Origin of the sequence: Streptomyces sp. SAI-170, assembly GCF_049739565.1 — a bacterium.
In the GTDB taxonomy this organism is placed as follows: domain Bacteria; phylum Actinomycetota; class Actinomycetes; order Streptomycetales; family Streptomycetaceae; genus Streptomyces.
The window spans coordinates 1,409,350-1,422,577 of record NZ_JBMGQD010000001.1 but is presented as its reverse complement, the minus strand read 5'-3'; the positions used below and the strand labels follow the sequence as shown (position 1 = coordinate 1,422,577).

Below are 13,228 nucleotides of genomic sequence, written 5' to 3'. Positions count from 1 at the left end.
GGAGGCAATGACGTGACCACTTTCCTCAGACGCCGCGCTCCTCGCCGGCTCGTCCTGTCGTCCCTGGCCGCCTCGCTGCTCGTCGCCGGCGGTGTGCTCGGAGGGGCCTCGCCGGCGAGTGCCGCGCCCAGCGACCTGTGTGCCGAGGTCGGCTACAACGCGGGCTGGCGCGGTGACGCCCTGGTCACCGCCGTGGCGGTCGCCCTGGCCGAGTCCGGCTGCAACCCCGCCGCGTCCAACACCGCGGGCAATGTCGACGCGCCCGGGTCGACGGACCGCGGGCTGTGGCAGATCAACGACGAGTTCCACCCGGACGTCTCGGACGCCTGCGCCTACGACGCCCAGTGCAACGCCGACCAGGCCTTCCGCATCTCCTCCGGCGGCACGAACTGGCAGCCCTGGTCCACGTACAACCGCGGTACGCACTGGCAGTACATGGACACGGCCCGCGAGGCGGTCGACCGACTCGGCAACCCGGGCACCGGGCCCAAGCCGCTGGTGTATCCGGTGGAGTCGGGGCGTGTGGTGTCGGCGCGGTCGGCGGACGGCCGCCTTGAGGTGTTCGCGGCCGGAGCGGACGGAATCCATCACGCCTGGCAGCTCACGTCCAACGGGAACTGGTCGGCGTGGGAGTCCCTAGGCGGCCCGGGTGGGGCGGAGTTGGCGATCGCGCCGAATGCGGACGGCCGGTTGGAGCTGTTCGCGATCAATGGGAACGTCTTCCAGCACAGGTATCAGTTGTCGGCGTCGGGTGGCTGGTCGGGCTGGGAGTCCTTCGGTGGTGGGGGTCGGGATGTCGCGGCCGGGGTGAACGCGGACGGGCGGATCGAGGTGTTCGCCTCGGGGCCGGTCGGGCTGTTCCACAAGTACCAAGTGGCCCCGAACAGTGGCTGGTCGGACTGGGAGCCGACGGGTGGTGGACCGGCCGACGCACGTGTGGAGATGGAGAAGTCCCCGGACGGCCGTCTGGAGGTCTTCGCCCTCAACGGCAGCACCTTCCAGCACCAGTACCAGACTTCACCCAACGGTGGCTGGTCGCCGTGGGACACCTTCGGTGGCGGTGGACACGATGTGACCGTCGACCACAACGCCGACGGCCGGCTCGAGGTGTTCGCCTCCGGTCCCGTGGGCGTGTTCCACAAGTACCAGACAAGTCCGACGAGTTGGTCCGACTGGGAGCCCACCGGCGGACCGGCCGACTCGCAGCTCAGCAGCGAGCGCACGCCCGACGGCCGTGTCGAGGTGTTCGCGATGAACGGCAGTACGGCGATGCACGCCTGGCAGACCGGGGTGAACGCCCCGTACAGCGAGTGGACCGCGTTCGGGGGCGGTGGCAGCGAGGTCACGGCGACCACGAACGCCGACGGGCGGATCGAGGTGTTCGGCACCAGCCACGCCGGGGTGTACCACAAGTGGCAGACCGGCTTCTCGTCCTGGTCCGAGTGGGCGTGGGTCAACAACGCCGCCGGACCGGGGCTGGACTGAGCGATGCCGTCGATCAGCAGACGGAGCCTGTTGCGGGCCGGTGTCGGCCTGGGGGCGGTCACGCTCCCGGGCGCCGGCCCCGCCACGGCCACCGACGACACGCCGCCGCACCGGTGGATCGGCGCGGGCCAGTTCTCGTACGTCTACGACCCCTCCACCTCCGCCGGGCCCCGCTATCTCAACGACCACACGCTGATCAAAGTCCAGGACCGCTGGCACCTGTTCGGGATCGTCGGGGACAGCGCGCCGCGCGGGGAATCGCCGGACAGCGCGGCGGAGGTCTCCTTCGCCCATGCGTCGGCGCCGTCGCCGTACGGCCCGTGGACGACGCACGCCGACGCCCTGACGGTCGACCCGTCCTACTTCGGGGAGGCGCACCTGTGGGCGCCGCATGTCGTGGAGGCCGGTGGCAGGTACTGGATGTTCTACGCGGCCGGCGGGGACGCGGGCGCCGCGATCAACCTGGCCACCTCCACCGACCTGTTCACCTGGACCCGTGAGCCGTCGGGCCCGCTGTTCCGGGGGCTCGCGGCGCGTGACCCCATGGTGGTGCGGGTCGGGGGCGAGTGGGTCATGTACTACACCGAGCTCTCCGGGCCGGGCGGCCGTCACATCGTGGCCCACCGGCGCTCCGCCGACCTGCTGCACTGGAGCGAGCCGGGGACCGCGTTCACCGACCCGAGCACCGCGGCGACGGTGTCGGTCACCGAGTCGCCGTACGTGGTCGAACGGGACGGCTGGTACTACCTGTTCATCGGGCCGCGCGGCGGCTACGAGGGCACCGATGTGCTGGCGTCGCGGGACCCGTTCCGCTTCGGCCTCGACGGCTACGCGGGCCATGCGCCCGGGCATGCGGTGGAGGTGTTGGCCGACGGCGACACCTGGTACGCGAGCGCCGCGGGCTGGTTCCGCAACGGGCTGTACGTGGCGCCGCTGCACTGGCGTGACACGCCGCAGTGGTGGCAGAGCCCCGAGAACCCGGCCGCGGGCCTCGACGTGGACGGCCGGCTCACGGTGTTCGCGCTCGACGCGGGGGACCGGTCGATGCTGCGGCGCGTCCAGCTGGACCCCGCCGCCGACGCCTGGTCGGGGTGGGAGTCCTTCGGCGGGCCCGCCGGGGCGGTGCCCACGCTCGGCCGGAACACGAACGGCAGGCTGGAGGTGTTCTCGCTCGCTCCGGGCGGGGTGAACCTGCACCACCGGATGCAGCGGCCCGACGGGGGCTGGCACGACTGGGAGGAGTTCGGCGGCCCCGCGGGTGCGGCTCCCGCCGTCGGGCGGGACGCGGCCGGCCGGCTGGAGGTCTTCGCGCCGAGCCCCGGCGGCGCCTCGTTCGCCCGCAGGCGCCAGTCGTCGCCCGGGTCGTCGGCCTGGGACCCCTGGGAGCCCGGGTTCGGTGGTGCCGTGGGTGCGCCGCCCGTCGTCGCGGCCAACGCCGACGGCCGCCTGGAGGTGTTCGCCCTCGCGCCCGGCGGTTCGGGGATCCACCATCGCTGGCAGGAGGCGCCGGGCGGCGCCTGGACCGGCGCGTGGCACCTCTTCGGCAACGCCGCGGGAGCCGCGCCGCGGGTGGCCCGGGACGGCAGCGGCCGGCTCACCGTGGCCGCGATCGGGCCGTCCGGTGTGGGGACGTTCCAGCGCCGGCAGTCCGTGCCCAGCGGCGGCTGGGACGACTGGCAGCCGCTGTTCGGCTGGAGCGCCGCCGCACCGGCCCTCGCCGTCAATGCCGACGGCCGGCTGGAGGCCTTCTCCCTGACTCCCGGCGGGGCACGGCTGAGCCACCGCTGGCAGTCGGCGCCGGGCGGTTCCTGGTCGTCCGAGGCGGAGTTCGGGGAGCCCGGCATCCGGCTCGCCGCGACTCCCACGGCCGTGCTCGACCCCACGGGGCGGTTGCAGGTCTTCGCCGTCACGGCCGAAGGACGCATACGCCGGCGGGTCCAGCTCCGGCCGAGCGGCGGGTGGGGTCCGTGGGCGACCTTCGGTGACCGTCCGGTCGCCCCGGTGCTGTCGGGCAGCCCGGCGCCCTGAGCCGGGGTCGGGATCTCGCCATGCAGCGGGGGCGACCCGGGCTGTGCACCCGCAGGTCCGGGCCCCGCCCCGCCCCATGCGCGGTGACCTTTCCCACCTTGCGGTATGCGGCCCGGACGGTCCCCGCTCCCGGCCCAGGCCGTTCGCCGCGCCCGGTCGAGCTCGGGGACCGGCTCCCCAGAAACTGAAAAACCATTCTAAAACACCGCTCCTGATACGAAGTTCAGGTGCCGTCGGTCACACCGCGAACGCCGGTCGCCGGCCGCTCGCGCCGTACCGGAGGGGCAAGCTCCGGGGACTTGGGGCCGCCGCTCGCGGTCCCGCCCGAAGTGGCCGAAGCCCGCCGGTGAATCCCCCTTACCCGTGGGTATCGTTCCGCCCGTCCGAGAACTGCCGACGCGCGGAACGGGGGGTGCGGTGAGCGGCGTAGTCGTCCATCTGCCGCAGGGAAGCGGCGGCGCCGACGGCGGCGAGGCGGTGACCTTGCGGCTGGGGCCCGGCCAGGTGGCGCGCTTCGGCCGTGGCTCTCCCCGGACACCGGTCGAACTCCGGCTGGACGACGACGCGGTCTCCCGGCTCGCGGGCGAGATCAGGGTGACCGACGACCACTGGCAGCTGACCAATCACAGCACCGCCCACAGCTACCTGGTGGAGAACCCGGAGGGAGCGGGCGAGTACATCAGGGTGCAGCCTCGCAGGGTCGGCGCGCCCATCCCGTTCGAGTTCTCCCGTGTGGTGCTGCCCGCCCGCAGCCAGATCCCCGTCTCGTTCCAGGTGTTCGCGCCCGACCACCTCTACCTGGACCCGGACGCGCTCGGTGCGCCCTGGGGGAGCCGCACCGTCACGGCGTACTCCCTCGACGAGACGGCGACGTACTTCCTCGTGCTCGTCGCCCTGTGCGAGCCGCGCCTGCGCGACCAGTCGCGGGTGGCGGTCCCCACCACGCCGCAGATCGCCGAGCGGCTCAGGGGGCACCCCACCGCGGGCGGCCTGACACCCCGGGCGATCAGCTCGCACATCGACTACCTCGCCGAGCAGAAGCTGCGCATCGCCGACGCGCAGGAACCCGGCAACGGCGACCGCCGCAACGGCAAACGCGAGGAGATCGTCACCCTCGCGCTCCGCTTCGGGCTCGTACGCGAGGAGCACCTCCCGCTGCTGCCCCCGCCGTCGGGATCGGCCGGGCGGGAGCGGAAGTCCGCGCGATGACACCGCCGCACGGCGCCGGTGACGACACGGAACCCGACCCGCCGGACCTGCTGCCACCCGGCTACCGGGCGGGGTCGTGGGTGGTCACGGGGCTCATCGGGGCGGGCGGGTGGTCCACGGTGTACGCGGCCCGACCGGCCGCCACCGATCCGGCCGGCGTCTCGGGCGCCGGTCCGGCCGTCGTGCCCGCCTCGGGCGCCGGGCCGGCTGCTACGGCTTCCGGCTCGGCCGCTACGGCCTCCGGCCCGGCTGCCACGGCTTCCGGCCCGGCTGTTGCGCCCGCCTCCGCCGCTGGTCCGCCGACCATGCGCGCCTCCGGCGACGGTCCGGTCGCCATGCCCGCGTCGGCCGACGCCGGTTCGCCTGCTGCGCTCGTGCGTCCGGCTGCTGCGCCTTCCGGTCCGGCTGCTGCGGCCGCCCGTCCCGCCGCCATGGCTGCCGGTAATGCAGCCGCGCCCGCCGATCCGGCCGGTCCGGCCGCTGGTCCCGCCGCCACGGCCGCCGGTTCCGCCGCAATGCCCGTCACGGCCGCCGGTTCGGCTGCCGTGCCCGCCGATCCGCCCGCTACGGCCTCCGGTCCGGCCGCTGCGGTCGCTGGTCCCGTCGCCTCGGCAACCAGTCCCGCCGCAACGCCCAACGCGCCCGCCGACTCGGCCGACAGGCCCGCTGGTTCAGCCGCTTCGCCCGCCGGTTCCACCGGCTCGGCCACCGGCCCGGCCGCAACGCACACCATGCCCGCCGACTCGGCCGTCACGCCCTCCGGGTCGGCCACCCCCGACGACGTCGCCCTCAAGGTCATGCCGACCGCAGGTCTTGCGCCGCGGCAGGTGGCGCGGATTGTGGAGTCGGCGCGTCGGGAGGTCGAGCTCGGTCGTAGGGCCGGGCATCGGAGGCTGGTCGGGCTGCGGGAGTCGTTCGTGTTGTCGGCGCCGGACCGCCCGGCGTTGGACGGGGCGATCGTGCTGGTCATGGAGAGGGCCGCGGGGAGTCTGCGGGAACTCCTCGATGCCGGGGTGCCCGAGGAGGACCGGGGCCGGCTGATCGAGGGGATCTGCGAGGGGCTGGCCCATCTGCACCGCTCCGGCTGGGTGCACGCCGACCTGAAGCCGGAGAACGTGCTGCTGGGCAGGGACGGTTCGGTGAAGCTCTCGGACTTCGGCCTCGCCACCGAGCTGACCGGCACCCACGGTTACGCGCCTCCCCTGGGCACCCTCGACTACCTGCCGCCCGAACGCTGGAAGGCCCCCCTCGGCGCGCAGGGCGTGCAGATCCGGCCGAGCGCGGACATCTGGGCCCTGGGCGTCGTCGTGCACGAGGTGTTCGCGTCCGGCACCTCGCCCTTCCCCGGGGCCACGCCGATGGCGCGTGGGGCCGCCGTGCAGGAGTACGGCGAGGGCCGCGCCCCGCTGCGCATGGACCACACTCTCCCGCCGTTCTGGCGTGACCTGGCGGCCGACTGCCTGGCTCCCACGCACGAGGCGCGCGCGGCGCACACGGCCGAGAGCCTGCTGCGCCGTATCGTCGCCGAGCGGTCGAGGCGGCGCGGGCGGGGAGGGCGCGTACGGCGGACCGGGCGGACCCGCGCGGCCCTGCTCGCCGCCGCCCTGTGCGGCACCGCGGGCACGGCCCTGTGGTGGAGCGCCGTACGGGACGATCCGGCCCGGGCCGGCCGTGACCTGACCGTGTTCAACGCCGAACGGGGCTGCCAGCAGCGTGCGGACCGGGACCTGGAGTGCAGCCTGGGGCTGGCCGTCGATCCGCTGCGGCCGTACACCCCCGACAACGTCGTCCCGACCCGGGTGTGGCACGGGGACGTTCTCACCGCCGACTGTCAACTGCCCGGCGGGCAGCCCATCGTGGACGAGGAGGACCGGCGGTCCACCCTGTGGTTCCGGGTCCGGCTCCCGCACGGCACGACGCCCGATACCGCGTGGCTGCCCGCCGTACGCACCAAGGACCGGCCCGCGCTGCCCCGTTGCCCGCACCCCTCGGGCTCCTGAACTGGTGATCGATATCGGCCGCGCGGACGGCTATGATCCTGCGCAGCAAGGCCGTAGCGCAGTGGTCGTCGCGCCCACGCATCGAGCTGGAGGACGTCGGTTCGAATCCGACCGGCCTTGCGTCTACTTGATCTCGACTGCTTGATACCGACTACTTGATCTCGACGCGGACGCCGGGCACCGGCGAAGGACCGGTGGAGTGGTGATGAACCAGCCGACAACGCCCGTACGCTGCCCCGCGATCGAGCACCCCGATCTGCCGCTCGCCGACCCCGCGCGGCTCGGCCCGCTGCTGGACCGCCTCACGGAGGCGCGGCCCGTCACCGATGACGAGGCCTTCCCGCTGGGCACGTTGCGCGCAGACGGCCGGGTCGACCTGTGCAAGCAGGGCCTCGGACCCCAGGGCGCCGCCCGGTTGCTGCCCGTCGCCACCGGCTCCCCGCACGCCGCCCACCTGCTGCTCGGCACCAACTCCCTCGGTGACGAGGGTGCCCGGTCGGTCGCCGGGGCACTGACCGCCGACGCCTCCCACGGCATCCACACCCTCTACCTCGGCTGCAACCGCATCGGCCCGGAAGGCGTGGCCGCTCTCGCCGAGGCGCTCGCCGACGACACCACGGTCCGTGCGCTGTGGCTCAAGCGGAACCCCGTCCACGAGGCCGGCGCCCGCACCCTGGCCGGGCTGCTGCGCCGCAACACCGGCCTGCGCACCCTCGACCTCGTCAACTCCGGCATCGGCGCCACGGGCGTACGGCTCCTGCTGGACGCCCTGCTGGAGCGGGACGCCCCGCTGGAGCGGCTGTTCCTCGGCGGCAACGGCTTGACCGCCGCCGACGCGCCGCTGCTCGCCTCCCTCGTCCGTGACGCGGGTGTCCGTGAGCTGTATCTGACGGCCAACCACCTCGGCGACGAGGGCACCGCCGTCCTGGCCGCCGCGACCGACCCCGCCCGGCCCGTACGGCTCGGCCTGGGCGGCAACGGCATCGGCCCGGCGGGTGCCCGCGCCCTCGCCGACGCCCTCGACGGCATCGACACCCTCGACCTCGGCCGGGCCATGTCCGAGCGCAGCCTCGGCGCCCCCGCCAACGCCACCGGCGACGACGGAGCCCGCGCCCTCGCCGCGGCCCTGCCCGGCAGCCCGCTGCGCCGCCTCGAACTGCGCCACACCGGCATCACAGGCCACGGCGCGAAGAGCCTGCTCGCCGCGCTGCCCGACGGCCACCGCCTGGAGTACGTCGGTCTCGGCCCCGGCCTGCCCCGCCGCGTCAAGCGGGCCTTCGCCGGCCGGCTGCGCCCCGCCCGGCCGACCCACCCCGACCTGCGTGCGATCGGCAGCGTGTACCGATGAGCCCGCTGCCGAAGACACCCGGCGCCCTCCGGCCCGACGAGGCCTCCGCCTGGGCCCGCATCCGCCGTTACGCGGTACCCCGCCGGATGATCGAGCGTGCCACCGAGGCACGCCTGGCCGGTGACTGGCGTACAGCGTGCGCCGTGGCGGCCGTGGACGTCCCCGCCGACCTCGACCCGGAGCGCGTCGCCGACCGGTACGGCGCCGAGGTGGCCGCCTCGGTGGCCGACGATCTGCGCCATCTCGCCCCCGACCTGCTGCGCTGGCATCTGCCGCGCGCCCTCGGCGGCCACACCACCCTCATGCCCGCCCGGCGGATCGTCCTCGCCTCCTACGGCCCCGCAGGGCCGGTCCTGTCGGTGACGACCACCCCGATGCTGGAGGGGCCCCAGCGGCTGCGCCTGCGCTTCGGGCCCGCCGTCCCGCCCGCCAAGGACCGGCTGCACGGGCTGACGTACACCACCGAGGACTGGACGGCCGCCCGTCGCTTCTGGGACGCCCGCCGGACGAGTGAACTGCGTTACAGCGCGGGCCCGTTCGACTGTGTCCGGCTGCCGTTCCTGCACCCGGACGGCACCCCGCTCGCCGTCGAGGAGCTGCCCGCCGAGGACCCGGGGTCCGCCGACCCGGCCGCCCGCGCGGAGTGGGTCGCCGTGCTCCAGGCGCGCGGCGACCACGCCGAGGCGTACGCCGCCGCCGGGCTCGACCTCGACCTGACCGCCCCGCCGCGCGGCCGGTACTCGTACCGGGACCTCGACGTCGCCGCGCAGGTGTCCTTCGTCGCGCCCGACCTCACCCGCCTCGTCCCCGAGATGCGGCTGCTCGAGCGCGCCGGACGCGGCACCCGGTTCCGGATCCCGGTCGGATGGCAGGGCCATCTGCGGATCGCCCGGCCCGAGGAGGGCACGGCCCCGGCGCAGGTCTCCGGACATGAGCGCGGCCAGGAGGACGACGTCCCGGCGCTACCCTCGTACGTCTGGGAGCGGCTGCCCGACATCGGCCTGCTGCGGGCCGGCCGCATCCGGCCCGAGGAGCTGCACCCGCTGGTCACAGCCGCCCTGTTCCCGCAGGCGGGTCCCGCCGTCGGCCCGCCCGAACCGGGACTGCCGACGCCGGTGCGGGTGCGCTGCGGCGGCGTCTGGCACAAGGTCGCCTCCCGGGGCGGCACCCTGGACATCCCGCACACCGCGCAGGAGCAGCAGCGCGAACTCGCCCTGCGCGCCTTCGGCGGCACCGTGTCCGGCTGCTTCGCGGTCCGGCACGCCTGGAGCACCGGCGAGGGCCGCCTCCCGCGCGCCCTGCGCGACCAACGGCGCGAGCTGTTCCAGCTCGTCCAGCACGGGGACACCCCCGCCGTGCTGGCGCTCCTCGACGCCGGAGCGGACCCCTACGTCCGCGACCGCAGGGGACGCGGACTGCTGCACGTCCTGCATCTGCTCGACCACCGCGAGCTGCTGCCGCGGCTGCTGGCCGCCGGGCTCGACCTGGAGGCGAAGGACAAGACGCACCGCACGCCGCTGCAGAACGCCGTCCACTGCGGGGGCTCCGCCGAGCTGGTGCGGGACCTCCTCGACGCCGGTGCCCGCATCGACGTGGTCGACGACATGGAGCTCTCCCTCGCCCAGGTCGCCCGCCGCTTCGAGCGCACGGACCTGATGTTCCTGCGCCGCCGGGTGCAGCAGGAGCACCCGGGCCTCGGCTCCAAGTGGTTCGACACGTACATGAGCGGGCGGGACGCCGAGCCCGACTGGGACGAGGACGACATCCCTTTCCCCGACGACGACGTGCCGCTCCCCGACGACGAGGACAACACCGCGTGACCCCCTCCGTGCCCACCGCCCTCGCCACGGCCGACGCCCTCAACGCCCGCCTGCGCGTCACCCGCAGCGAACCGGCCGGCAATCCCCAACTGGAGGCACTCGCCCTGGCGGTGACGGCCAATCAGCCGGTGCTGCTGTGGGGTGAGCCGGGCATCGGCAAGTCCGCCGGCATGGAGCAGCTCGCCGGCGCCCTCGGGGTGCGCCTGGAGACGGTCGTGGCCAGTGTCCACGAGCCGTCGGACTTCGCCGGGCTGCCGATCGTCGGCGACGACCCAGCCGCCCAGGGCGTGCCGATGGCCCCGCCGGACTGGGCCGTCCGGCTCGCCCGCACCGGGCACGGGCTGCTGTTCTTCGACGAGTTGTCCTCCGCGCCGCCCGCCGTGCAGGCCGCCCTGCTGCGGGTGGTGCTCGAACGCCGGGTGGGCAGCCTGGAGCTGCCCGAGTCGGTGCGGATCGTCGCCGCCGCCAACCCGCCCTCCAGCGCCGCCGACGGCTGGCACCTCACCCCGCCGCTCGCCAACCGCTTCGTCCACCTCGACTGGACGCACGACCCGCGCACGGTCGCCCGCGGCATGGCCGGCACCTGGCCCGAGACCGTCCTGCCCGTGGTGGACCCGGCGCGCGTGCCGGGGGCGGTCGCGCGGGCCCGCGGTGTCGTCTCCGGCTTCCTGACCGCCCGCCCCGGGCTGGTCCACCACATGCCGAAGGAGGCCGAGGGCCGCGGCCGGGCCTGGCCCTCACCTCGTACGTGGGAGATGGCGCTGCGGCTGCTCGCCGCCGGGTACGCCTCCGGAGCCGGACGCGAGGCGCAGGCCGCCGCCCTGACCGGCGCCGTGGGGGAGGCCGCCGGCATCGAGCTGCTGTCGTACCTGGAGAACCTCGACCTGCCCGACCCCGACCGGGTGCTCGCCGACCCGTCGGCCTTCGCGCTGCCCGAGCGCGGCGACCGTCAACTGGCGTTCCTCATCGCGGTCGTGGCCGCTGTGCAGAGCGAACCCACCCGCCCGCGCTGGGAGGCCGGCTGGGAGGTCCTCGCCAAGGCCGTGGACGCCGGGGTGCCGGACGTGGCCGCGCGCGCCGCCCGCGACCTCGCCACGATGCGCGAACCCGACTGGCCGATCCCGCCCGGCATCGACGCCTTCCTGGAACTCCTCCAGCTCGCCGGCGCCCTGCCCGGTCCGCGCTGAGGCCATGACCGCCGCCGAAGGCCCCGCCGGCGCCCTGGACCGCGCCAAGCTGCTCGCCGCCCGCTACACCGCGGCCGAGGCCCGCCCGTACCTGGCCTCCGCCCTGTACGCCCTCACGGTCGTCCCCTCCGGGCAGGTGCGCACCATGGCCGTCGACCGGCACTGGCGCTGCTATGTCGCGCCCGCCTTCGTCGAGGCCACCGGCGTCGAGGAGCTGGCCGGGGTGTGGGTCCACGAGGTGGCGCACCTGCTGCGCGACCACCACGGCCGGGCCGACCGGCTGCCCGCCGCCGAGCAGCGCGACCGGCTGCGCGTGAACATCGCGCAGGACTGCGAGATCAACGACGACCTCCTCTCCGACGGACTGCGGCTGCCCGAAGGGCGCATGGAGCCACGGCTGTTCGACCTGCCGGAGGGCGGCACGTTCGAGACGTACCTGCCCGGCGTCCCGCCCACATCCGACCTCACACTGGACTGCGGGTCCGGCGCACACGGCGTCCCCGCGCCCTGGGACCTGGGGGAGGGCGCCGCGGGCGTGGCCGGGCTCGGCCCGGTGGAGGCCGAGGCGCTGCGCCGCCAGACCGCGCAGGCCGTCCGCGCCCACCAGCGCTCCCGAGGCTCGGTCCCGACGGGCTGGCGGCGCTGGGCGGAGGAGGTCCTGGAACCCACCGTCGACTGGCGCAAGGCGCTGACCGGCGCCGTCCGCGAGGCCGCCGCCTGGGCGGGCGGCGCCGTCGACTACACCTACCGGCGCCCCTCCCGCCGTACGCCCGCCCTCGGCGGCCGCGTCGTGCTGCCCAGCCTGCGCCGGCCGCTGCCGCGCGTGGCGATCGTCGTCGACACCTCCGGCTCGATGGGCGAGGACGACCTCGCCGCCGCGCTCGCCGAGGTGTCGGGCGTGCTGCGCGAGGTGGGCGTCGGCGGCAACCGGGTCGCCGTCCTCGCCTGCGACGCCGATGTGCACGCCGTCGCCCGGGTGACCGCCGTCGACCAGGTCGAACTCGCGGGCGGCGGCGGGACGGACATGACCGTGGGCATCGAGCGGGCGCTCGCCGCGCCCGAACCGCCTCAGATCGTCGTCGTGCTGACGGACGGCTACACGCCCTGGCCGCCGGAGCCCGTCTCCTGCCGGCTCATCGTGGCCCTGATCGGCGAGGACGCCCCGGAGCCGCCCGCCTGGGCGGAGACCGTACGGATCAAGCCGCCGCGCTGACCGCCGCATGGTGGACGCCCCCTTGACGCGGGACCTGGCCCGGCCGACACTCCAGTCAGGAATCCTAGTGAACAGGTAGGGAAACATGGGGCGCCGCGAGCAGGTCACCGAGGCGGTGCCGCGCGTGTCCCCGCGGCCGCTGCTGCTGACCTCCCGCCGTCACATCGACCTGCTGCGCGTCTGCAGCGCGGCCGGCGCCCGCGGCTGAGCCCGCCCCCCTTAGCTGCCGGCCCTTCCGTCGCGCGTACGTTCACGCCTCCACCCGGGGAGAACCATGTCCGTCGCACCGCTCGCCACCCGTCCGCTGCCCCCGTTGCGCGGCCGTATCGGCCCCGACGCGCGCAGCGGCCACTACGCCGTGCCGCGCCGCTATCGCCTGTATCTGTCGACCGCGTGTCCCGACGGCCTGCGCCTCGCCGTCACCCACGCCCTGCTCGGCCTCGACGCCGTGCTGCCCGTCACCCACCTGCCCGCCGTCCCCGACCTGCCCGACGGGGGGCACTCCCGGCTGCTCCCGCTGTACGAGGCGAGCGCGCACCACCATCCGGGGCCCGCGGCGGCGCCGGTGCTGGCGGACGACTGGTCCGGCCGTGTAGTCAGCACCCACGTCCAGGACATCCTGCGGGACCTCGCCCGGAGCTTCGGGGCGGGACGTCCCTCGCTGTATCCGTGCGGGGCGGAGGCGGAGATCGAGGCCGTACGACGGCTGTGTGCGCGTGTCCGGCACGGCGAGCCGGAAGCCGCGCTGGAGGAGCTGGAGGAACGGCTCGGCCGGTCCGAGTATCTGGTGGGCAGTCACATCACGGCCGCTGACGTCGAGTTGTGGGTGACCCTCGTACAGCTCGGCACCCCCGAGCGGCCCGCCCTTGCCGCGTACGTGCGCCGGCTGTCCGCGCACCCCGCCTTCAGCCGCCCGCTCGACCGCGGCTGAGTCCGCC

11 protein-coding genes and 1 pseudogene are annotated in these 13,228 nt (G+C 75.0%); 11 read left to right on the top strand and 1 reads right to left on the bottom strand.

The features are described from left to right. Window positions 1-12 precede the first annotated feature (12 nt). From RKD23_RS06510 to RKD23_RS06500, 3 genes are all read left to right on the top strand, one after another. Window positions 13-1,485, top strand: coding sequence for a hypothetical protein (locus tag RKD23_RS06510; protein ID WP_424852765.1), 1,473 nt, complete (start codon window positions 13-15; stop codon window positions 1,483-1,485). Window positions 1,486-1,488: 3 nt separating this feature from the next. After that, window positions 1,489-3,513 carry a family 43 glycosylhydrolase gene (locus tag RKD23_RS06505; protein WP_424852764.1) on the top strand — a complete coding sequence of 675 codons (2,025 nt, stop codon included), beginning with the start codon at window positions 1,489-1,491 and terminating at the stop codon, window positions 3,511-3,513. A gap of 417 nt (window positions 3,514-3,930) precedes the next feature. Then, window positions 3,931-4,722 carry a serine/threonine protein kinase gene (locus RKD23_RS06500; protein ID WP_424852763.1) on the top strand — a complete coding sequence of 264 codons (792 nt, stop codon included), beginning with the start codon at window positions 3,931-3,933 and terminating at the stop codon, window positions 4,720-4,722. A gap of 61 nt (window positions 4,723-4,783) precedes the next feature. Here the strand turns inward: RKD23_RS06500 and RKD23_RS06495 are convergent, their stop codons facing one another. Next, window positions 4,784-5,029 carry a hypothetical protein gene (locus RKD23_RS06495; protein WP_424852762.1) on the bottom strand — a complete coding sequence of 82 codons (246 nt, stop codon included), beginning with the start codon at window positions 5,027-5,029 and terminating at the stop codon, window positions 4,784-4,786. A 424-nt stretch (window positions 5,030-5,453) separates the two neighbouring features. On the opposite strand from RKD23_RS06495, the gene RKD23_RS06490 reads away from it, so the two are divergent. From RKD23_RS06490 to RKD23_RS06455, 8 genes and pseudogenes are all read left to right on the top strand, one after another. Further along, complete coding sequence (locus RKD23_RS06490) at window positions 5,454-6,722, top strand: serine/threonine-protein kinase (RefSeq protein WP_424852761.1); 1,269 nt, start codon at window positions 5,454-5,456, stop codon at window positions 6,720-6,722. 47 nt (window positions 6,723-6,769) lie between these two features. Continuing rightward, a pseudogene (locus RKD23_RS06485) lies at window positions 6,770-6,842 on the top strand. A gap of 85 nt (window positions 6,843-6,927) precedes the next feature. Then, a complete protein-coding gene (locus tag RKD23_RS06480) occupies window positions 6,928-8,070 on the top strand; it encodes a gala protein (RefSeq protein WP_424852760.1) in 1,143 nt (380 codons plus the stop codon). Next, window positions 8,067-9,890, top strand: a complete 1,824-nt coding sequence (locus RKD23_RS06475) for an ankyrin repeat domain-containing protein (RefSeq protein ID WP_424852759.1) — start codon at window positions 8,067-8,069, stop codon at window positions 9,888-9,890. Before RKD23_RS06480 ends, RKD23_RS06475 begins: the two co-directional genes overlap by 4 nt. Next, complete coding sequence (locus RKD23_RS06470; protein ID WP_424852758.1) at window positions 9,887-11,077, top strand: AAA family ATPase; 1,191 nt, start codon at window positions 9,887-9,889, stop codon at window positions 11,075-11,077. The genes RKD23_RS06475 and RKD23_RS06470 overlap by 4 nt, the downstream gene beginning before the upstream one ends. Before the next feature lie 4 nt (window positions 11,078-11,081). After that, the gene (locus RKD23_RS06465; RefSeq protein ID WP_424852757.1) at window positions 11,082-12,290 is read left to right on the top strand and encodes a DUF2201 family putative metallopeptidase; all 1,209 of its coding nucleotides are present in this window, start codon (window positions 11,082-11,084) and stop codon (window positions 12,288-12,290) included. Window positions 12,291-12,375: 85 nt separating this feature from the next. Then, window positions 12,376-12,498 carry a hypothetical protein gene (locus tag RKD23_RS06460; RefSeq protein WP_404031613.1) on the top strand — a complete coding sequence of 41 codons (123 nt, stop codon included), beginning with the start codon at window positions 12,376-12,378 and terminating at the stop codon, window positions 12,496-12,498. A gap of 66 nt (window positions 12,499-12,564) precedes the next feature. Next, a complete protein-coding gene (locus RKD23_RS06455) occupies window positions 12,565-13,221 on the top strand; it encodes a glutathione S-transferase C-terminal domain-containing protein (RefSeq protein WP_424852756.1) in 657 nt (218 codons plus the stop codon). Window positions 13,222-13,228: the final 7 nt, after the last annotated feature.